General features: G+C 33.3%; 24 protein-coding genes. All 24 read left to right on the forward strand.

All coding sequences use genetic code 11. The features are described 5' to 3' along the window. Positions 1-93 precede the first annotated feature (93 nt). Entirely contained in the window at positions 94-4,548 is a 4,455-nt protein-coding gene (rpoB, locus tag QOR43_RS04180) for a DNA-directed RNA polymerase subunit beta (protein WP_265134309.1), read from the forward strand. Between the two features lie 33 nt (positions 4,549-4,581). Further along, positions 4,582-9,294: a DNA-directed RNA polymerase subunit beta' gene (gene rpoC / locus QOR43_RS04185; RefSeq protein ID WP_265134354.1), complete on the forward strand. Its 4,713-nt coding sequence runs from the start codon at positions 4,582-4,584 to the stop codon at positions 9,292-9,294. Between the two features lie 112 nt (positions 9,295-9,406). Next, a complete protein-coding gene (gene rpsL / locus QOR43_RS04190) occupies positions 9,407-9,805 on the forward strand; it encodes a 30S ribosomal protein S12 (protein ID WP_265134353.1) in 399 nt (132 codons plus the stop codon). 25 nt (positions 9,806-9,830) lie between these two features. Further along, the gene (rpsG, locus tag QOR43_RS04195) at positions 9,831-10,310 is read left to right on the forward strand and encodes a 30S ribosomal protein S7 (RefSeq protein ID WP_265134308.1); all 480 of its coding nucleotides are present in this window, start codon (positions 9,831-9,833) and stop codon (positions 10,308-10,310) included. Between the two features lie 29 nt (positions 10,311-10,339). Then, positions 10,340-12,421, forward strand: coding sequence for an elongation factor G (gene fusA, locus QOR43_RS04200; RefSeq protein WP_265134307.1), 2,082 nt, complete (start codon positions 10,340-10,342; stop codon positions 12,419-12,421). A 23-nt stretch (positions 12,422-12,444) separates the two neighbouring features. Then, positions 12,445-13,635: an elongation factor Tu gene (tuf, locus tag QOR43_RS04205; protein WP_265134306.1), complete on the forward strand. Its 1,191-nt coding sequence runs from the start codon at positions 12,445-12,447 to the stop codon at positions 13,633-13,635. A gap of 12 nt (positions 13,636-13,647) precedes the next feature. Continuing rightward, entirely contained in the window at positions 13,648-13,953 is a 306-nt protein-coding gene (gene rpsJ, locus QOR43_RS04210; protein ID WP_265134305.1) for a 30S ribosomal protein S10, read from the forward strand. 14 nt (positions 13,954-13,967) lie between these two features. Continuing rightward, the gene (gene rplC / locus QOR43_RS04215) at positions 13,968-14,648 is read left to right on the forward strand and encodes a 50S ribosomal protein L3 (RefSeq protein ID WP_265134304.1); all 681 of its coding nucleotides are present in this window, start codon (positions 13,968-13,970) and stop codon (positions 14,646-14,648) included. 22 nt (positions 14,649-14,670) lie between these two features. Beyond that, positions 14,671-15,297, forward strand: a complete 627-nt coding sequence (gene rplD / locus QOR43_RS04220; RefSeq protein ID WP_265134303.1) for a 50S ribosomal protein L4 — start codon at positions 14,671-14,673, stop codon at positions 15,295-15,297. Further along, the gene (gene rplW / locus QOR43_RS04225) at positions 15,294-15,587 is read left to right on the forward strand and encodes a 50S ribosomal protein L23 (protein ID WP_265134302.1); all 294 of its coding nucleotides are present in this window, start codon (positions 15,294-15,296) and stop codon (positions 15,585-15,587) included. Before rplD ends, rplW begins: the two co-directional genes overlap by 4 nt. A gap of 10 nt (positions 15,588-15,597) precedes the next feature. Then, positions 15,598-16,425 carry a 50S ribosomal protein L2 gene (gene rplB, locus QOR43_RS04230; protein WP_265134301.1) on the forward strand — a complete coding sequence of 276 codons (828 nt, stop codon included), beginning with the start codon at positions 15,598-15,600 and terminating at the stop codon, positions 16,423-16,425. Further along, on the forward strand, positions 16,425-16,724 hold the full coding sequence (gene rpsS, locus QOR43_RS04235; protein ID WP_265134300.1) for a 30S ribosomal protein S19: 300 nt from the start codon (positions 16,425-16,427) through the stop codon (positions 16,722-16,724). The genes rplB and rpsS overlap by 1 nt, the downstream gene beginning before the upstream one ends. Before the next feature lie 12 nt (positions 16,725-16,736). Beyond that, complete coding sequence (rplV, locus tag QOR43_RS04240) at positions 16,737-17,084, forward strand: 50S ribosomal protein L22 (RefSeq protein WP_283571430.1); 348 nt, start codon at positions 16,737-16,739, stop codon at positions 17,082-17,084. Between the two features lie 2 nt (positions 17,085-17,086). Continuing rightward, complete coding sequence (gene rpsC / locus QOR43_RS04245) at positions 17,087-17,770, forward strand: 30S ribosomal protein S3 (protein WP_265134299.1); 684 nt, start codon at positions 17,087-17,089, stop codon at positions 17,768-17,770. Positions 17,771-17,793: 23 nt separating this feature from the next. Continuing rightward, positions 17,794-18,213 carry a 50S ribosomal protein L16 gene (gene rplP / locus QOR43_RS04250; RefSeq protein WP_265134298.1) on the forward strand — a complete coding sequence of 140 codons (420 nt, stop codon included), beginning with the start codon at positions 17,794-17,796 and terminating at the stop codon, positions 18,211-18,213. A 4-nt stretch (positions 18,214-18,217) separates the two neighbouring features. Further along, positions 18,218-18,412 carry a 50S ribosomal protein L29 gene (rpmC, locus tag QOR43_RS04255; protein WP_265134351.1) on the forward strand — a complete coding sequence of 65 codons (195 nt, stop codon included), beginning with the start codon at positions 18,218-18,220 and terminating at the stop codon, positions 18,410-18,412. 16 nt (positions 18,413-18,428) lie between these two features. Further along, a complete protein-coding gene (rpsQ, locus tag QOR43_RS04260) occupies positions 18,429-18,686 on the forward strand; it encodes a 30S ribosomal protein S17 (RefSeq protein ID WP_265134297.1) in 258 nt (85 codons plus the stop codon). A gap of 62 nt (positions 18,687-18,748) precedes the next feature. Next, complete coding sequence (gene rplN, locus QOR43_RS04265; protein ID WP_265134296.1) at positions 18,749-19,117, forward strand: 50S ribosomal protein L14; 369 nt, start codon at positions 18,749-18,751, stop codon at positions 19,115-19,117. Between the two features lies 1 nt (position 19,118). Continuing rightward, positions 19,119-19,469, forward strand: coding sequence for a 50S ribosomal protein L24 (gene rplX / locus QOR43_RS04270; RefSeq protein ID WP_265134295.1), 351 nt, complete (start codon positions 19,119-19,121; stop codon positions 19,467-19,469). Positions 19,470-19,482: 13 nt separating this feature from the next. Then, on the forward strand, positions 19,483-20,046 hold the full coding sequence (gene rplE, locus QOR43_RS04275; protein ID WP_265134294.1) for a 50S ribosomal protein L5: 564 nt from the start codon (positions 19,483-19,485) through the stop codon (positions 20,044-20,046). A gap of 12 nt (positions 20,047-20,058) precedes the next feature. After that, entirely contained in the window at positions 20,059-20,247 is a 189-nt protein-coding gene (locus QOR43_RS04280; RefSeq protein WP_265134293.1) for a type Z 30S ribosomal protein S14, read from the forward strand. A 10-nt stretch (positions 20,248-20,257) separates the two neighbouring features. Continuing rightward, positions 20,258-20,668 (forward strand): 30S ribosomal protein S8, encoded by a 411-nt coding sequence (gene rpsH, locus QOR43_RS04285; protein WP_265134292.1) that lies wholly within the window; start codon positions 20,258-20,260, stop codon positions 20,666-20,668. Positions 20,669-20,689: 21 nt separating this feature from the next. Further along, positions 20,690-21,235, forward strand: coding sequence for a 50S ribosomal protein L6 (gene rplF, locus QOR43_RS04290; protein WP_265134291.1), 546 nt, complete (start codon positions 20,690-20,692; stop codon positions 21,233-21,235). Between the two features lie 16 nt (positions 21,236-21,251). Further along, complete coding sequence (rplR, locus tag QOR43_RS04295; RefSeq protein ID WP_265134290.1) at positions 21,252-21,623, forward strand: 50S ribosomal protein L18; 372 nt, start codon at positions 21,252-21,254, stop codon at positions 21,621-21,623. Positions 21,624-21,626: the final 3 nt, after the last annotated feature.

Raw genomic sequence — 21,626 nt, forward strand, 5'->3', positions numbered from 1 at the left:
AATTTTGTTAACAAAAAAGGCAGGCCAAGGGATAGGTCTGCCTTTAATCATTTTAATACTAAATTTTGAATAAGAAATAAAAGGTGGTGTAGAATGAAGATAAAAGCTTTAACAAATAATCCTTTAAGAAAGAGATTATCAAAAAGAAAAGAAATTATATCACCTCCTGACCTTCTATCTGTCCAAAAAAATTCATTTGAAGATTTTATCCAATTTCATAAAAATCCTTATCAGAGAGAAAACAAAGGCCTTGAAAATATATTCAGAACTTCCTTCCCTCTAAAAGATACTAATGAACAAATAGAAATTAGATATATCGGTTATGAAATCGGTGATTGGGAATGTGGAAAATGTAGAAAAGAATTACCGGATGATGTGCTTGGCGGCGTAGATGTTAAATGTCCTCATTGCGGAAGTGTATTAATCTATAAAGAAAAACATTCTGTAGAAGAATGTAAATATAAAGGTTTAACTTATGCTGCTCCACTTAGAATTTTAGTTGAGCTTGTGGTCAATCAGGTAGACAAAACTACCGGAGAAATTGTACCTAAAACAGTAAGAAAACAAAAAGTTTATGTTGGAGAGATACCTCTTTTAACAGAATTTGCTTATTTTATAATAAATGGTAGCGAGAGGGTTATAGTTAGCCAGCTAATCAGGTCTTCCGGTATATTCTTTGAAGGTAAAGAAGATAAAACAAAAGACGTTATAACAAGGGTAATATATAAAGGTAGTGTAATTCCTGAAAAAGGTTCAAGGGTTGAAGTTGAGTTTGCAACAAATGCAGAATTATTTTATGCAAAGATAGATAGAAGAAAAATTATCGGAACAACATTAATCAGGGCTTTTGGACTTGATACTGCTTATAAGATATTAAAAGCATTTTATGATGTGGTAGAAAGATATACAGTTTCAGAAGGAAATCTAATAGATGAGAAAGGAACACCGGTTTCTATTGAAGCTTTAGAAAATAAAGAAATATTTGTAACTTATGTTGTAGAAGAAGAACAAGATAAAGGAGTAAAAGTTCCTGTAAGACATGAAAAATCAGTAGGAGTTTCAGAACTTTTAAAACTTTTAAAAGATGAAAGATTTAAAGTAGAAGAAGTTGTTGCAATTGAACCAATTGTTATAAGAAAATCTCCTTATTCAAATATTGTTGTAGAAACCCTTAAAAAAGATGAAGTTAAGATTAATGCTATATTTAGTTTTCAAGATGCCGCCCAAATTGAGATATACAAAAAAATGAGACCTACCGATACTGCTGTATTAGATCCTAAGGCATTTATGAGAAGAGCAAGAGAATTATTTAACACAATGTTCTTTGATATACAAAAGTATGATTTATCAAAAGTCGGTAGAGTTAAATTAAATGCAAAAGTTCATAATATACCACGAGAAATCTATCCAAAAGATATAGAAACTCTTTTTGAAAAATATCCTCCTCTTGCCCTTGATGAAGATATAGAAATTGGTTCTGAAAAAATACCTGCCGGAACCAAGATAGATAAAAATTTAGCAGAAAAATTAATAAATCTTCCAAAAGTAAAAGTCAGAGAATATCTTGATGAAGAAGCAAGATTTTTATCATTAGCAGATATTGTTGCTATCGTTAAATATTTACTTGAATTAAGACTTGGAAAGAAAACAGTTGATGATATTGCTCATCTTGGAAATAGAAGGGTCAGACCTGTTGGGGAACTTCTTGAATTTCAAGCAAGAACCGGTATAGTAAGAATGCAAAAAGCCTTTAAAGATAGGTCTGCTACTGTAGATATAGAATCTCCGGATTTAAAACCATCAGAATTAATTAATCCAAGATATATATCTAATGCTGTATTGGAATTTTTAAAAGGTGGACAGTTATCACAATTTATGGATCAGACAAATCCACTTTCAGAACTTACCCATAAAAGAAGATTATCTGCCCTTGGCCCTGGTGGATTAACAAGAGATAGTGCAAAATTTGAAATCAGGGACGTTCACCCATCCCATTATGGAAGGGTTTGTCCGATAGAAACACCGGAAGGTCAAAATATCGGTCTTATTTCATCAATGACTGTTTATTCAAAAATTAATGAATTTGGATTTCTTGTTTCACCATATAGAAAAGTGGTAGATGGAAAAGTTACAAACGAAATAGAATATCTAACTGCTTATGATGAGGAAAAATATGTAATAGCACAGGCAAATGCTCCTATTGATGAAAATGGTAATTTCTTAAAAGATAGAATTCTTGCAAGGGCTTACGGTGATATAAGATTAGTAGAAGCAAAAGAGATACATTATATGGATATATCTCCAAAACAGGTTGTTTCGGTTTCTGCTTCTTTAATACCTTTCCTTGAGCATGATGATGCAAACAGGGCTCTTATGGGTTCTAACATGCAGCGTCAGGCAGTCCCTCTTATAAAAACTGAATATCCAATTGTTGGAACCGGTATGGAAAGAATTGTGGCTACACATAGTGGCTCTGCAGTTGTGGCAAAAAGAGGTGGTGTAGTTGATTATGTTGATGGAAATAAAATAGTTATAAAAGTAAATGATGATGAAATTAATGAAAATGACCCACTTGATATAGGAATGGATATATACACCCTCAAAAAATTCAAAGGTTCAAACCAAGCAACATGTATGAACCAAAGACCTCTTGTTAAGAAAGGCGATGTTGTTGAAAAAGGAGCTGTAATAGCAGATGGAACATCTACGTATAAAGGAGAATTGGCTCTAGGTAAAAATGTTCTTGTTGCATTTATGCCTTGGAGAGGTTATAACTTTGAGGATGCTATAGTTATTTCGGAAAGATTGGTTAAAGATGATGTATTTACATCTATCCATATTGAAGAATTTGAAGTAGAAGCCAGAGAAACTAAAATTGGTGCAGAAGAAATTACAAGAAGTATTCCTGGAGTTTCAGAAAAAGCATTAGCTAATCTTGATGAACACGGTATAATAAGAGTAGGTGCTTATGTTAAACCGGGAGATATACTTGTAGGTAAGGTAACACCAAAAGGAGAAACAACACCTACACCGGAAGAAAAACTATTACTTGCAATATTTGGTGAAAAAGCAGCTGATGTAAAAGACTCTTCCTTAAGGGTTCCTGTTGGAGTAGAAGGTGTTGTGATTGATGTTCAGGTTTTTGCAAGAAAACCAAAAGAAGGAAAAAGCGGTAAAAAGAATAAATATATAGAAAATCTGATAGAAGAAGAAAAGGAAAAGCTTAAAAAAGAGCTTGAAGATAAGAAAAAATTCCTTCTTGAGAAAAGAGACAGCTATGTAAAAGAGCTTATTATAGGTCAAAAAACAACAAATGATATAAAAGTTAGAGGACAGGTTATTCTCAAAGCTAAGGAAAAAATTACAGAGGAAAATGTTGAAGAAGTTTTAAGATTTATCATACTTAATCCTTCTTTATATATAAAAGACGAGAAGATTTTAGAAAAGATACAGGATATTGTTGATAAAACTAAATTGCAGATAGAGTTGTGGGAAAATCTATATGAGAAAAAGATAGGTGAAGTAGAAAAAGGTGCAGATTTAAAACCGGGTGTAAATGAGCTTGTTAAGGTTTATATTGCCCAAAAAAGAAAGATACAGGTTGGTGATAAGATGGCAGGAAGACACGGTAATAAAGGTGTTATATCCGTTGTGCTTCCTGTTGAGGATATGCCATTTATGGAAGATGGAACACCTGTAGATATAGTTCTAAACCCTCTCGGTGTGCCTTCCCGTATGAACGTAGGACAGATATTAGAAACTCATCTTGGACTTGCTGCTAAATTACTCGGTAAAAAGCTCGGGGAAGAAATTGCAAAAATAACAGACAGGGAAAATATTATCAACACTATTTTAAAGTTTTATAAAATAGCAAATGATGTAGAAGACCCAATATTGAAAAAATTAAGAGATGAAAATGTTGAAGAGCTTGAAAAATTCTTAAGAGAACTTGATGATGATTCTTTAAAAGCTGTTGTAAAAGATTTATCTGAAATAGGAATTCCTATTGAAACAGCAATATTTGAAAGTGCATCGGAAGAAGATATTAAGAAAATGTTAAAAGAAGTAGGTATAAAAGAAACCGGTAAAATGAAGTTAATAGATGGAAGAACCGGTGAACCATTTGATTTTGAAGTTACAGCCGGATATATGTATATGTTAAAACTTATACATATGGTTGATGACAAGATACATGCCCGTTCTACAGGACCATACTCTCTTATCACACAACAACCTCTTGGTGGAAGAGCACAGTTTGGTGGACAAAGACTTGGAGAGATGGAAGTTTGGGCTCTTGAAGCTCACGGTGCAGCTTACACACTTCAAGAAATGCTTACAGTTAAATCTGACGATATAGAAGGAAGAAAGAGAGCTTACGAAGCTATTGTAAAAGGAAAATATTATTATGATATTGGTATTCCTGAATCATTTAAAGTTCTTGTAAGAGAGCTTAAAGCACTCGCACTTGATGTAAAATGCCATAACAATGGCGATGAAGGTGTAAGCTGTGACCAAGTTGATTCAGTAGCTAAGAAAAAGGAGGTTTAAGCCTTGATTAATGAAGAAAAAGCAAAAGGATTAATGCCATTTGAAAGTATTAGACTTGGTTTAGCTTCTCCTGAGGTTATCCGTTCTTGGTCTCATGGAGAAGTAAAAAAACCTGAAACATTAAATTACAGAACATTAAAACCTGAAAAAGATGGATTATTTGATGCAAGAATATTTGGACCAATAAAAGATTATGAATGTCTCTGTGGAAAATATAAAAAGAAAAAGTATGAAGGAACCATTTGTGATAGATGTGGAGTTGAAGTTACCCGTTCTGATGTAAGAAGAGAAAGATTTGGACATATAGAGCTTGCTTCTCCGGTCGTTCATATATGGTATTTAAAATCAACACCATCTAAAATAGGGAATCTTTTAAATTTATCTTCAAGAGATATAGAAAGAGTGGTATATTTTGAATCTTATATGCTTATAGAACATCCAGCAGAAGAGGAAGAGGAAGCTTTTGAAAAAGACAGTTCAACATTACCTTTATTTGAAGGTGGATTAACAAAATACGTAAAAATCTCTGTTATTTCTGAAGATGAATTTAGAGAAAATGAAGCTATTTATTCAAACTCAGAAAAGTACGAATATGGTATGGGTGCTGAAAAAGTTAAAGATTTACTTTCCCGTATAGACCTTGAGATGCTTGCTAAAAAATTAAAAGATGAAATTCATGGTTATGCAATAGGGTTTGATGATTTAAATCTTGAAACAAAAATTAAATATCCAAAATCTTATCAAAAATTAGTTTCCGATATTGCAAAAAGATTTACAGAATACGGAATAAATTTAAACGGACATTTACTCTCTGACAAAGAGATAGATGCGATAATAACCGGTGAGCTTTATGTAGTAATAGACCCAAAAGATTCAGGATTAGAGAAATATAAAGTAATAAGTGCAACAGATTATCAATCAATTGCTGAGAAGGTAGAAGCCTTAACCGGAATAGAAGCATTAAAAGTAGTTTATAAAGAGTTTAGAAAGATAAATCCTGAGATACCACTTCTTGAAGTATTTAAAGAGAATTTAAGAAACAGCTTACTGAGAGAAACTGCTGAACAAAAACTTAAAAAATTAGTTAGAAGGTTAAGACTTGTAGAAGGATTTTTAAAATCCGGAAATAAACCTGAATGGATGATTTTAGATGTTATACCTGTTATACCACCTGATTTAAGACCTTTACTTCCACTTGATGGTGGTAGATTTGCAACATCTGATTTAAATGATTTATATAGAAGGGTTATAAATAGAAATAACAGATTAAAAAGATTAATAGACCTTGATGCTCCTGAAATCATTATTAGAAACGAAAAAAGAATGCTACAGGAAGCAGTTGATGCTCTTATAGATAACGGAAGAAGAGGAAGAACAGTAACCCAAAACAACAGACCTTTAAAATCCCTTTCTGATTCATTAAGAGGTAAGCAAGGAAGATTTAGACAAAATCTTCTTGGTAAAAGGGTTGATTATTCCGGCCGTTCGGTAATAGTTGTTGGGCCTGAAATGCAAATGCATGAATGTGGTCTTCCAAAACAGATGGCTCTTGAACTATTTAAACCTTTCGTTTACAGAAGACTTGAAGAAAAAGGATATGCTACTTCTATAAAAATGGCTAAAAGAATGGTAGAAAATAAAGAACCGGAAGTTTGGGAATGTCTTGAAGAGGTTGTAAAACAGCATCCGGTTCTACTAAACCGTGCACCTACACTTCATAGAATGTCAATACAAGCTTTTGAGCCTAAGCTTGTAGAAGGAAAAGCTATAAGATTACATCCTCTCGTCTGTCCTCCTTTTAACGCAGACTTTGACGGCGACCAAATGGCAGTTCATGTTCCTTTATCAGTAGAAGCACAGCTTGAATCATATATATTAATGCTTTCTACCCAAAATATTCTCTCTCCTGCCCACGGAAAACCTGTTACAATGCCTTCTCAAGATATAATTCTCGGAGCTCACTATATTACACAGGAATTAAAAGGAGCAAAAGGAGAAGGAAAAATATTTGCAAACCCTGATGAAGCAAAACTTGCCTATGACCTTGGTAAGATAGATTTACTTGCAAAAATAAAAGTTAAGCTAAATAGAAAGATAATAGAAACAACAGTCGGAAGATTAATATTTAATGAAATTCTGCCTGAAGGATTTCCTTTTGTTAATGAAGTTTTAAATAAGAAAAAGATATCTAAGTTAATCTCGGATATATATGAAAAATATGGTAATGAGGTAGCCGCAATAACCCTTGATAGAATAAAAGAACTTGGGTTTAAATTTGCTACAAAAGCCGGAATATCCATATCTGTATCAGATTTAGTAGTTCCACAAAAGAAAGCAGAGATTATCCAAAAAGCAATAAAAGAAGCAGAAGAAGTATGGCAACAGTATGTAGATGGTATCATAACAAGAGGAGAAAGACATAACAAAGTTATTGATATATGGTCAACAGTCACAAATGAAGTTGCTAAATTAATGTTTGATGAGATAGAAAAAACAGAAAGAGTTGAAAATGGCAAAAAATATCCAGGAGAATTTAACCCTGTATATATGATGGCATCTTCCGGTGCAAGAGGTAGTAAAGACCAGATAAGACAGCTTGCAGGTATGCGTGGTCTTATGGCTAAACACTCAGGAGAATTTATAGAAACTCCTATTATATCTAACTTTAGAGAAGGTCTATCTGTTGTTGAGTACTTTATATCAACATACGGAGCAAGAAAAGGTCTTGCAGATACAGCTTTAAAGACAGCAGTAGCAGGATATCTTACAAGAAGACTTGCAGATGTAGCTCAAGATGTTATAATTACAGCAGAAGATTGCGGAACATTGAAAGGAATTACAGTCTCTGCCATTATTGAAGGTGGAGAAATTGTAGTGCCTCTAAGAGATAGAATTATTGGAAGATATGCAGCAGAAGATATAATAGACCCTTACACCAATGAAGTTATCGTTGTTATGAATGAAGAAATTACAGAAGAGAAAGCCACACAAATAGAAAAAGCAGGCATAGAAAAAGTTAAAATCCGTTCTGTGCTTACCTGCGAACAAACAGTTGGCGTATGTGCTAAATGTTATGGAAGAGATTTAGCCCAAAGAAAACTTGTAGATATTGGAGAAGCGGTAGGAATTATAGCAGCCCAATCTATCGGTGAACCGGGAACACAGCTTACAATGAGAACATTCCACATTGGTGGTGCAGCTACAGCACAGGCAGCCCAAACTGCTCATATAGCATCAGTTAATGGAATAGTAAAATTAGTAAATGTTAAAACAGTTAAAGATAGAGAAGGAAAAGAATTAATTATAAACAGGGAAGGTTCAATAATAATCTTAGATAAAGAAGGAAAACCATTAGAAAGATTTCCGGCTCCTTATGGTGCTATCTTAAAAGTTAAAGATGGTGAAGAAGTAAAAGAAGGAACAATCTTAGCAGAATGGGATCCATTTAGTATTCCGATTATTGCTGAAAAAAGCGGTACAGTTGAGTTTAGGGATGTTATCGCAGATGTTACTTTAAGAGAAGAAAGAGATAATATCACCGGTAAAACAATTCTTGATATTAGCTTTATGAGACCTAAGGATGCAGCTTTACATACACCAAGAATGGTTATCCATGGAGATGATGGAGAAGATTATGTATATGATTTACCTGTGAACTCTTTAATATTATTAACAAAAGACCAGCTTGAAGAAAAATGGGATAAATGCTTAACATGTTCTGAAGCAGAAAAAACGGAAGTTTATCATAAATATATACAACCAAAAGAAGGTTTTAGAGTATATGAAGGAGATGTAATAGTAAAAATACCAAGAGAAAGAGCAAAAGTTAGAGATATTGTTGGTGGTCTTCCAAGGGTTGAAGAATTACTTGAGGCAAGGGAACCTAAAAATAAAGCTATTGTTTCTGAAATTGATGGTATAGTTAGAATATATGAAGATGCTGATGAAATAATATTATTTAATCCTAAGACAGGAGAATCTAAAACATACAAAATAAATCCGGATACATTCGTTATCGTTAAAAACGGTCAACAAGTAAAAGAAGGTCAGGAACTCACAGATGATGGTTCTGTAAAAGCTGAGTTTAGTGGAACTGTAAGAGTTAGAAGTAAAGGAACATTAATTGTAGTATTTAATAAAGAGACAGGACAACAGAAAAAATACAGAGTAGCAAAAGGTAGATTTATTATAGTAAAAGATGGAGCAGTTGTTAAAGCCGGAGACCCACTTACAGATGGCTCTCCAAATCCTCATGATATATTAAAAATAATGGGACCTGAAGAGCTTGCAGCATTCTTAGTAAAAGAAGCCCAAATGGTTTATAGATTACAAGGAGTTGAAATCAACGACAAACATTTTGAAGTAATTATCAGACAAATGCTCAAAAAAGTAAAGATAGTAGACCCAGGAGATAGCAGATTTTTACTAAATGAGATAGTTGACAAAATTGACCTTGAAGAAGAGATACAAAAAATTCTTGAAGAAGGTGGTAAGCCACCAAAAGCAGAACCAGTGCTTGTTGGTATTACAAAGGCTTCTCTTACAACAAGAAGCTGGATTTCTGCGGCTTCATTCCAAGAAACAACCAGAGTACTTGCAGATGCATCAGTAGAAGGAAAAGAAGATAAATTACAAGGATTAAAAGAAAACGTTATAATAGGTAATATAATTCCTGCAGGAACAGGTGTTAAAGATTATATGAATGTGAAAGCTGTATTAGAGGAAGTTGAAGCATTTAAAGAATAAAATAATTTGTTAAATCTCCCTCCTTTTTGGGGGAGATTTTTTATTGACAGCATAAAAAAGATATATTATAATATTAGCTTTGCTTTACTATGTTTATTTAGGAGGTATAATAGTGCCAACAATTAATCAGCTTATTAGAAAGGGAAGAGAGAGTGTAAAAAAGAAATCAAAAGCTCCAGCCCTTGAGGGAAATCCTCAAAAAAGAGGAGTTTGTGTTCGTGTTTATACAACAACACCAAAGAAGCCTAACTCTGCTTTGAGAAAAGTGGCAAGGGTAAGATTGTCAAATGGTTATGAAGTAACATGTTACATACCGGGAATAGGACACAACTTACAGGAGCACTCTATAGTTCTTGTAAGAGGTGGAAGGGTTAAGGACTTACCTGGTGTAAGATATAAAATTATTCGTGGTGCTCTTGATGCTGCAGGTGTAAAAGATAGAAAACAATCAAGATCAAAATACGGTGCTAAAAGACCAAAACCAGGTGCAGCACCAGCAGGTAAAAAATAATTCTGTTAAGGAGAGGTAATAAAAAATGCCAAGAAAAGGACCGGTAAAACCAAGAGAAATTATGCCAGACCCAATTTATAAAGATGTTCTTGTTCATAAATTAATAAATAAAGTTATGGTAGATGGTAAAAAATCAAAAGCAGAAAAAATAGTTTATGAAGCAATGAAAATTTTATCAGAAAAAACAGGAGATGATCCTTTAACAGCTTTACACAAAGCAATAGAAAATATAAAACCACAATTAGAAGTAAGGCCAAGAAGAGTTGGTGGTTCAACATATCAGGTTCCAATGGAAGTTCCACCAAGAAGACAAATATCTTTGGCTTTAAGATGGCTTGTTGAAGCCGCAAGATCAAGAACTGGAAAAGGAAATTATACAATGTTAGAAAAATTATCAAATGAATTATTAGATGCCTACAATAATAAAGGAAATGCAGTAAAGAAAAAAGAAGATACCCATAGAATGGCTGAAGCTAATAAAGCTTTTGCTCATTATAAATGGTAATAAATCAAAAGTTTGGAGGAAAATAAAAAATGCCAAGGCAAGTGCCTATTGAAAAATTAAGAAATATAGGAATTGTAGCTCACATTGATGCAGGAAAAACTACAACAACTGAAAGAATTTTATTTTACACCGGTAAAACTTACAAAATTGGTGAAGTTCATGAAGGCGCTGCAACTATGGACTGGATGGAACAGGAAAAAGAAAGAGGAATTACAATTACTGCAGCAACAACAGCAGCTTATTGGAAAGGATATCAGCTCAATATAATTGATACTCCTGGGCACGTTGATTTCGGAGTGGAAGTTGTAAGATCAATGAAAGCTCTTGATGGTATTGTTTTTGTATTTGCTTCAGTTGAAGGGGTTCAACCTCAATCAGAAGCAAACTGGAGATGGGCAGATAGATTCCAAAAACCAAGAATAGCATTTGTAAATAAAATGGATAGAGTTGGAGCAAATTTCTTTGGTGTATATGAAGATATAATTAAAAAACTCGGAGCAAAACCTGTTCCTATCCAAATTCCTATAGGGGCAGAAGATAGTTTTATTGGAGTTGTTGATTTATTTAATATGAAAGCTATTGTTTGGGATGGTGATGAACTTGGAGCTAAATTTAGTGAAAAGGAAATTCCTGCTGAACTTGTAGATTTAGCTCAAGAATGGCGTGAAAAAATGGTTGAAGCAATTGTAGAAACTGATGAAGCTTTAATAGATAAATATTTTGGTGGAGAGGAAATTACGGTAGAAGAGCTTAAAAAAGCTTTAAGAAAAGCTACAATAAATAGAGAACTTGTTCCTATGCTTTGCGGAACAGCTTTCAAAAATAAAGGAATTCAGCCATTATTAGATGCAGTTTTAGATTTCTTACCATCTCCGTTAGACTTACCTCCTGTAAAAGGAACAAATCCAAACACAGGACAGGAAGAAGAGAGAAAACCACTTGATACAGAGCCTTTCTGTGCACTTGCATTTAAAGTTATGGCAGACCCTTATGCAGGTCAGGTTACATATTTTAGAGTTTATTCAGGAGTGGTAAAAGCCGGAGATACCATATTAATAGCAAATAAAGGTCAAAAACAAAGAGTTGGTAGAATACTTAGAATGCATGCTAACCAAAGAGAAGAAATTACAGAAGTTTATGCAGGGGATATAGCTGCAGCTGTTGGATTGGATGCGGTTACAGGAGATACCCTCTCTGATGAAAAAAGACCTATTGTGCTTGAGAAAATGGATTTCCCTGAGCCTGTTATTGCTATGGCTATTGAGCCTAAAACGAAATCAGACCAAGAAAAACTTTCTCAAGTATTAAATAAATTTATGAAAGAAGACCCTACATTTAAAGTTTCTGTTGACCCAGAAACAAACCAAACATTGATACACGGAATGGGTGAATTACATCTTGAAATTATAATAGATAGAATGAAAAGAGAATATAAACTTGAAGTTAATGTAGGTAAACCTCAAGTTGCCTATAAAGAAACTATCAAGAAAAAAGCTACTGCAGAAGGTAAATTTATCAGACAGTCCGGTGGTAGAGGTCAATACGGACATGCTGTTATAGAAATAGAACCACTTCCTGATAAAGAGTATGAATTTGTAGATAAAATAGTTGGTGGTGTAATTCCAAAAGAATTTATACCGGCAGTAGATGAAGGTATAAGGGAAGCTATGAATTCCGGTGTAGTGGCAGGTTATCCGGTTATAAATGTAAGGGCTACATTATTTGATGGTTCTTTCCACGAAGTTGACTCTTCAGAAATAGCATTTAAAATAGCAGGTTCTATGGCATTTAGAGAAGCTATGAAAAAAGCAGACCCTGTTCTTTTAGAACCAATAATGACCGTAGAAGTTGACACTCCGGAAGATTATATGGGAGATGTAATGGGTGATTTAAATAGAAGAAGAGGAAGAATTCTCGGTATGGAGAAAAAAGGAAATACTCAAACAATAAAAGCAGAAGTTCCACTTGCAGAGATGTTTGGATACGCAACAGATTTAAGATCTTTAACACAAGGAAGAGCAACATTTGTAATGACATTTGCAAGATATGAAGAAGTTCCAAGAAATATTGCAGAACAAATTGCAGGACAAAGAAATAAAGCTACAGCTTAAAATTTAGAAAGGAGGTTATATATATGGCAAAGGAAAAATTTGTAAGAGGAAAAGAACATTTAAACGTAGGAACAATAGGACACGTTGACCATGGTAAAACAACATTAACCGCTGCTATCACTTATGTTCTATCTAAAAAAGGTCTCGCTAAATTCGTTGGATACGGAGATATTGATAAAGCTCCTGAAGAAAGAGAAAGAGGTATTACTATTAACATAACCCACGTTGAGTATGAAACTGAAAAAAGACATTATGCCCACGTTGATTGCCCTGGACACGCTGACTATATTAAAAATATGATTACCGGTGCTGCTCAAATGGATGGTGCTATCCTCGTTGTTTCTGCTGCCGATGGCCCTATGCCTCAAACAAGAGAACACGTTCTCCTCGCAAGACAGGTTAATGTTCCTTATATCGTTGTTTTCTTAAATAAATGTGATATGGTTGATGACCCTGAATTGTTAGACCTCGTTGAACTTGAAGTTAGAGAGTTATTAAATAAATATGAATTCCCTGGAGATGAAGTTCCTGTTATTAGAGGTTCAGCACTTGGTGCTTTAAATGATGACCCTAAATGGGTTGCTTCTATTGAAGAGTTATTAAAAGCTATGGATGAATATATCCCAACTCCTCCAAGAGAAACTGATAAACCTTTCCTTATGGCTGTTGAAGACGTATTTACTATTACAGGAAGAGGTACAGTTGTAACAGGAAGAGTTGAAAGAGGTGTTTTAAAAGTTGGTGATGAGGTAGAGATAGTAGGACTTTCTGATGAGAAAAAGAAAACTGTAGTAACCGGAATAGAGATGTTTAGAAAAATATTGGATGAAGCAGTAGCTGGAGATAACATAGGGGTATTATTAAGAGGTATAACAAAGGATGAAGTAGAAAGAGGACAGGTATTGGCAAAACCTGGAACAATAACTCCACATAAGAAATTCAAAGCACAGGTATATGTGCTTAGCAAAGAGGAAGGTGGAAGACATACACCATTCTTCTTAGGATACAGACCACAATTCTATATGAGAACAGCAGATATAACAGGGACAGTAGTAGGATTACCGGAAGGACAAGAGATGGTAATGCCTGGAGATAATGTAGAATTAACAATAGAGTTAATGGTGCCTGTAGCTATGGAAGAGCAGATGAGATTTGCTATTAGAGAAGGTGGTAGAACTGTTGGTGCAGGTGTTGTTACACAAATTATTGAGTAAGAGGGCTGAAAGATGGAAAAAATAAGAATTAAATTAAAAGCTTTTGACCATAAAGTGTTAGACCAATCTGTTAAACAGATTGTTGACACCGTAAAAAGAGGCGGTGGGGTCATTAAAGGGCCCGTCCCGCTTCCTACTGATAGAAAAGTATGGTGTGTTTTAAGGTCTCCTCACAAATTTGAACAATCAAGAGAACATTTTGAGATGAGAATTCATAAAAGATTAATAGATATAGAAAATGCAACACCTCAAACAATAGAAGCATTAATGGATATAAGCCTTCCTGCAGGTGTTGATGTAGAAATTAAATTAAGCTAAAAGGAGAGATAACCATGCCAAAGGGCATAATAGGTAAAAAAATAGGAATGACAAGGGTTTTTATACAAGGAAAAGCTATCCCTGTAACAGTAATAGAAGTAAAACCTAATTATGTTGTTAGATTGAAAACAGAAGATAAAGATGGATATAATGCAGTAGTTCTTGGAACAGAAGAAAGAAAAGAAAAAAATACCCCAAAACCTTTATTGGCAATATTTAAAAAAGCTAATCTAAAACCTCTCAGATATTTAAGAGAGTTTCCTTTAAAAGAAGGAGAAAATTTAGAATTAGGTCAGGAAATAAAAGTAGAAAATGTTTTTGAAAAAGGTGATTTAATTGATATCACCGGAAAATCAAAAGGTAGAGGTTTTACCTCTGTTATGAAAAGATGGGATTTTGCAGGATTTCCAAGATCTCACGGACACAGATACCACAGAGCTGTTGGTTCTATCGGTTGTAGAACAGAACCAGGTAGAGTATGGAAAACAAAAAGAATGGCAGGACATTATGGAAATGAAACAGTTACAGTTCTTGGGCTTGAAGTGGTAGATATTATTCCGGAAAAAAATGTAATCTTAGTAAAAGGTTCTGTTCCGGGACATACAAATTCCATATTAACATTAAAATCAAGTGTTATTGCAGATAGAAGAAAAGGTAAAATAAAATTACAAAAATCAAAAGCTATGTATGCTTAAAAAAGCTTTAGAGGTGAATTAGATGGAAATCAATGTAGTTAATAAAAATAATGAGAAAGTCGGCACTATAAATTTAAATGAGAATATTTTTAATGTAGAAGCTAATCAAGGTACAGTTTGGGAAGTTATAAAATGGCAACTTGCAGCAAGAAGAGCCGGAACTGCAAGCACTAAAACAAGAGCAGAAGTTGCCGGTTCCAATAGAAAAATACTTCCACAAAAAGGAACAGGTAATGCAAGACATGGAGATAGAAAAGCAAATATCTTTGTAGGTGGTGGTGTAGCCCACGGCCCACATCCAAGAGATTATTATTACTCTTTACCTAAAAAAGTTAGAAAAAAAGTTTTAAAAGCTTCCTTAACTACAAAATTAAAGGAAGGAAGCTTAACAATAATTGAAGATTTTACATTTGAAGCTCCAAAAACAAAAAATGCTGTTGAAGTGCTTAAAAATTTCGGCTTAGAAAATGAAAAAGTATTGTTAGTATTACCAAAAAAAGATATAAATGTAATAAAATCTTTTAGAAATATTCCAAAAGTAAAAATTTTATTGGTAGAAGGATTAAATAGCTATGACATTTTAAATGCAAACCATGTATTAATTTTCAAATCAGCAATAGATAAGATTAATGAGAGGTTAGGACAATGAAAACTGCTTACGACATACTTATTAGACCAATATTGACAGAAAAAGCTGTAAAAGATAATGAAAAAAATAATGTTCTTGTTTTTGAAGTTGCTATGGATGCCAATAAAATTGAAATAAGAAAAGCAGTTGAAGAAATTTTTGGTGTGAAAGTTAAAGAAGTTAGAACTCAGATTGTTAAACCAAAACCAAAAAGAGTTGGATTTAGAGCCCCCGGATATACAAAAAAATGGAAAAAAGCTATCATTAAAGTAATATCTGAAAAACCTATAAATATAACTGAATTAGTATGAGGTGAAAAAAATGGGCGTTAGAAAATTAAAACCTGTTACAAATGGAACAAGGCATGCAATTTTATATGATTTTGCTGAAATAACAAAAACAGAGCCGGAAAAATCTTTGACCGAACCTCTTAAAAAACATGCAGGTAGAAATAACCAAGGAAGAATAACAGTAAGACACAGAGGTGGCGGACATAAAAGATTATACAGAATAATAGATTTTAAAAGAGATAAATTTGGAATACCTGCAAAAGTTGCTGCAATAGAATATGACCCAAATAGAAGTGCAAGAATAGCATTATTACATTATGTAGATGGAGAAAAAAGATATATTATCTGGCCTGAAGGATTAAAAGTAGGTGATATTGTAATGTCTGGGCCAGATGCTGAAATAAAAGTAGGAAATGCCCTTCCACTTGAAAATATACCGGTAGGTACATTTGTTCATAATATAGAATTAACACCAGGAAAAGGTGGACAGCTTGCAAGAGCAGCAGGAATGTCTGCCCAAATACTTGGAAGACAAGGTGATTATATCCAACTTAGACTTCCTTCCGGTGAAATTAGATTAGTTCATAAAAAATGTATGGCAACAGTTGGAGTGGTAGGACTTGCTGAACACGAACTTGTAGAGCTTGGTAAAGCCGGAAGAAGTAGATGGCTCGGTATTAGACCTACTGTTAGAGGTACTGCGATGAACCCTGTTGATCACCCACATGGTGGTGGTGAAGGTAAAACATTTGGTAAACATCCTGTATCACCTTGGGGATTACCTACAAAAGGTTATAAAACAAGAAGAGGAGCTAAATACTCTGATAAATTTATTATTAAACGTAGAGGTAAGAAATAATGGGTTACAAAGGTAAATGGAATGAAAGAAATAAAAATCCTTATGTAAATGAGAAAATTCTTAAAAAAATAAGAAAGATGAATGAAACCGGAGAAAGAAAAGTAATAAAAGTATGGGATAGAGCCTGCGCAATTACACAAGAAATGGTAGGACATACAATTGCCGTATATAATGGAAATAAATTTATACCGGTATATATTCAACCAGAAATGGTAGGACATAAGCTCGGGGAGTTCTCATTAACAAGAACATTTAGAGGACACCCTGATAAATCAGCTAAAGTAGCTAAAAAGAAATAGTGAGGAGAAAAGATGATGGGAAATGAAGTAAGAGCTATTTTAAGATATGCTCATATATCACCTTACAAAGTAAGGCAGGTTATTAACCTAATCAGAGGAAAAGATGTAGCAACTGCAATGGCTATTTTACAAAATATAAACAAAAAACCTGCAAGAATAGTGGAAAAATTGTTAAAAAGTGCTATTGCAAATGCAGAATATCAAGATATGGATATAGATAATCTCTATATCTCAAAAATACATGCAGAAGAAGGCCCTATGTTAAAAAGATACACACCTAAAGCTCACGGTAGGGCAACAATGATAAGAAGAAGATTTTCCCATATATATGTATATTTAACAGAGAAATCGGAGGAATAATTATGGGTCAAAAAGTAAATCCAATAGGTTTTAGGCTCGGAATTACACAAGATTGGAAATCAAAATGGTTTGCAGACAAAAAAAGATATGGAAAATTATTACATGAAGATATAGCAATAAGAAAATTTATTGAAGAGAAATATAAAGCAGCCGGAATATCAAATGTGATAATAGAAAGACTTGGAGACAAGTTAAGAATTAAAATACTTGCTGCAAGACCTGGTATTGTAATTGGTAGAAAAGGTGCAGAAGTAGAAGAATTAAATGAAGCAATAAGAAAAATAACATCAGCAAAAGATATAACTGTTAATGTTGATGAAGTAAAAAGACCTGAACTTGATGCAAAACTCGTAGCAGAAGATATAGCTCTACAACTTGAAAGAAGAGTATCCCATAGAAGAGCTATGAAAAAAGCTATTGATAATGCTTTAAAAGCCGGTGCCAAAGGTATAAAAACTCAAGTTGGTGGCAGAATTGGTGGTGTTGATTTAGCAAGAAAAGAATGGTTTATGGCAGGAAGAATGCCACTTCAAACATTAAGAGCGGATATTGATTATGGTACAGCAAGAGCTTCTACGAAATACGGAATCCTTGGAATAAAAGTATGGATATACAAAGGAGATAAATTAGAAGAGAAAAAAGAAGAAGTTTTAAGCAAAATAGAAGAAGAACTTCACACTACTTAAAAATGATACAGGAGGAAAGATAGATGTCATTATTACAACCTAAAAAAGTAAAGTGGAGAAAACAGCAACGTGGAAGAATGAAAGGAAAAGCTTCCCGTAGAAACCAAGTAGATTTCGGGGAGTATGGACTTCAAGCCCTTGAACCTTGCTGGATGACATCAAGACAGATAGAAGCAGCAAGGATAGCAATAGTTAGGGAAGCTAAAAAAGGAGCAAAACTCTGGATTAGAGTATTTCCTCAAAAACCTATAACTAAAAAACCGGCAGAAACCCGTATGGGTAAAGGAAAAGGTGATTTAGACCAATTTGTTGCTGTGGTAAAACCAGGACATATTTTATTTGAGCTTGCAGGTGTACCCGAAGAAGTTGCAGCAGAAGCTTTTAGAAAAGCAGGACATAAACTTCCTATAAAAACAAGAATGGTAAAAGCTGTAGAGGGGTAAGATGATGAAAGCGATAGAACTTAGAAAATTAACTACAGAAGAACTTAAAGAAAAATTAAAAGAGCTAAAGAAAAAATTAATGAATCTTAGATTCCAAAATAGTATAGGTGCTCTTGGTAAAAATAGCGAAATAAAAGAAACCAAAAGAGATATAGCAAGAATATTAACTATTTTGAGAGAAAGAGGAATAAAATTATAGTAAGGAGAGAAAACAGATGACAGAACAAAAGAAACATATAAAAGAATTTATTGGTAAAGTTGTAAGTGATAAAATGGATAAAACCGTTGTAGTTGTCGTAGAAAGAAAATTTCCTCATCCTCTTTATAAGAAAATGGTAAAGAAAACAAAAAAATTCTATGCCCATGATGAAAACAATCAAGCAAAAGTTGGAGATATTGTAAGAATAAGAGAATCCAGACCTTTATCTAAATTAAAAAGATGGGTTGTTGTAGAAATCATAAATAAAACTTGATTTTATCTAAAATAAATAGTAAAATATTATTTTGCCATTATTAAAAAAGGAGTGTGGCAGTCATGATACAAAGAGGAACTTATTTAAATACAGCTGATAATTCAGGAGCTAAAAGAGTACAATGTATAGGAATACCTGGTGGGGCTAAAAAAACCCATGCAACTGTTGGAGATGTAATAACAGTTACTGTTAAATCTGCTATACCAAATGGTACTGCGAAAAAAGGAAAAGTTTATAAAGCAGTAGTAGTAAGAACAAAAAAAGAAATTGCAAGACCTGATGGAAGTTATGTAAAAGCTGATGATAATGCGGTTGTTTTATTAAACAACCAACTTGAACCTATCGGAACCCGTATTTTAGGTCCGGTTGCCAGAGAATTAAGGGCAAAAGGCTTCTACAGGATAATCTCACTTGCACCGGAGGTTATATAATATGTTAAAACTCAGAAAAGGAGATCCTGTTATAGTAATAGCAGGAAAAGATAAAGGTAAAAAAGGAAAAATAAAAGCTATTGTAAAAAAAGATGGCAAAGTTAGAGTTGTTGTTGAAGGTGTAAATATAGTAAAAAAACATGTTAGAAAAATAGAAGGTGTTAGAGAAGGCGGTATTTATGAAGTAGAAAAACCAATAGATATCTCTAATGTTGCTTATTTTGACGAAAAATCAGGAAAACCTGTTAAAATAGGTTTTGCCTATCAGCAAGAAGGAGACAAAATAATTAAAGTAAGAATAAATAAAAAAACAAAAGAAGTTATTGATAAAATTTGGGAAAAATCTAAATAAGAGGTAATAGATTATGGCTGTAGCTACTGGATATAAACCAAGACTACAAATAAAATATGAACAAGAAGTCGCAAAAAGATTAATGGAAAGATTTGGATATAAAAGTCCTATGCAAATTCCAAAAATTAAGAAAGTTGTAATTAATATGGGTGTTGGAGAAGCTGTTGGTGACATAAAACAGCTTGATAGAGCAGTAGAAGATTTGACTGCTATAGCAGGACAAAAACCTGTTATTACAAGAGCAAAAAAATCAGAAGCTGCATTTAAATTAAGAAAAGGAATGCCAATTGGAGCAAAAGTTACATTAAGAAAAGATAGAATGTGGGATTTCTTAGATAAATTAATCTCTGTAGCTCTTCCAAGGGTTAGGGATTTTAGAGGATTAAACCCTAAATCTTTTGATGGAAGAGGAAATTATTCATTTGGATTAGCAGAACAGATAGTTTTTCCTGAAATAGATTATGACAAAGTAGATAGAATAAGAGGAATGGATATTATAATTGAAACAACTGCAAAAACAGATGAAGAAGCATTATGGCTCCTATCACTGATAGGATTGCCAATCAGAGCTCAATAAGGAGGCTATTTTATGGCAAGAAAATGTTTAATTGTAAAATCATTTCAAAAGAAACCTAAATTTGCAACAAGAAAACATTCAAGATGCCCTTTATGTGGAAGACCGAGAGGATATATTAGACAGTTTGATATGTGCAGAATATGCTTTAGAGAAAAAGCATCAAGAGGCGAAATTCCCGGAATAAAGAAAGCAAGCTGGTAAGGAGGAAAAAATGATTACAGATCCAATTGCTGATATGTTAGCAAGAATAAATAATGCAATTAAAGCAAGAAAAGATGAAGTTTCAGTTCCATCTTCAAAAATTAAAGTAGCAATAGCAGATATCTTAAAAAGAGAAGGATATATAGAAGATTATGTAGTTTCAGAAGAAAATAAAAAAGGAACTCAGGGAACATTAATAATTAAATTAAAATATCTTGGAAAAAGAAATACAAAACCTGCAATTGCCGGTGTTAAAAGAGTTTCAAAACCAGGACGTAGGATTTACTCTCCTGTAGAAGAAATACCTTATGTTCAAAAAGGATTAGGTCTTGCTATCTTATCTACAAATAAAGGAATAATTACAGACCACGAAGCAAGAAAGTTAAAAGTAGGCGGAGAAATTCTCTGCTATGTCTGGTAAAAATTAATCAGGAGGCTTTAAATGTCAAGAATTGGTAAAAAACCTATACCTATTCCATCAAATGTTGATGTAAATATTGCACCGGATAATACAGTAACAGTAAAAGGGCCAAAAGGTCAGTTATCTTATAAATTCAATTCAAATATTATAATCAAAAAAGAAGGAAATGAGATTATAGTTGAAAGAAAATCAGACGATGGTCTTTCAAGAGCATTACATGGAACAACAAGAGCATTACTCGCAAATATGGTAAAAGGTGTAACAGAAGGATTTACAGAAGAACTTGAAATAGTAGGTATAGGATACAGAGGTGCAGTTAAAGGAAATACCTTAGAATTACAACTTGGTTATTCTCACCCAGTTATATATCCTATACCAAAAGATATAAAAATAGAAATGGAAGGAACAAATATAATTAAAATCTCAGGAATAGATAAACAAAAAGTAGGACAGGTTGCTGCAGAGATAAGAGCATTTAGAGAACCTGATGCTTACAAAGGAAAAGGAATTAGATATAAAGGCGAAGTTATTAAATTAAAAGCCGGAAAAACTGTTGGTAAAAAATAATAGGTGAGGAGTAAAAATGGCTGTCAAAACAAGAAGAGAAGGAAGAATAATAAGACATAAAAGAATTAGAAAGAAAATTTTCGGAACTGCAGAAAGACCAAGACTTTCTTTTTACAGAAGTTTAAATGCTATTTATGCTCAAATAATCAATGATGAAGAAGGTAAAACATTAATATCTGCTTCAACAATTGATAAAGATTATGTTGCTAAATATGGAAAAAGGGGCGGAAAATCAATAGAAGATGCTAAAAGACTCGGAGAATTTTTAGCAGAAAAAGCATTGGCAGCAGGAATCAAAACAGTTGTTTTTGATAGAGGTGGTTTTATATATCATGGTAAAGTTAAAGCATTTGCTGATGCAGCAAGAGAAAAAGGATTAATCTTTTAAGAG

The sequence above is a fragment of the Venenivibrio stagnispumantis genome (assembly GCF_900182795.1).
In the GTDB taxonomy this organism is placed as follows: Bacteria; Aquificota; Aquificia; order Aquificales; family Hydrogenothermaceae; genus Venenivibrio; species Venenivibrio stagnispumantis.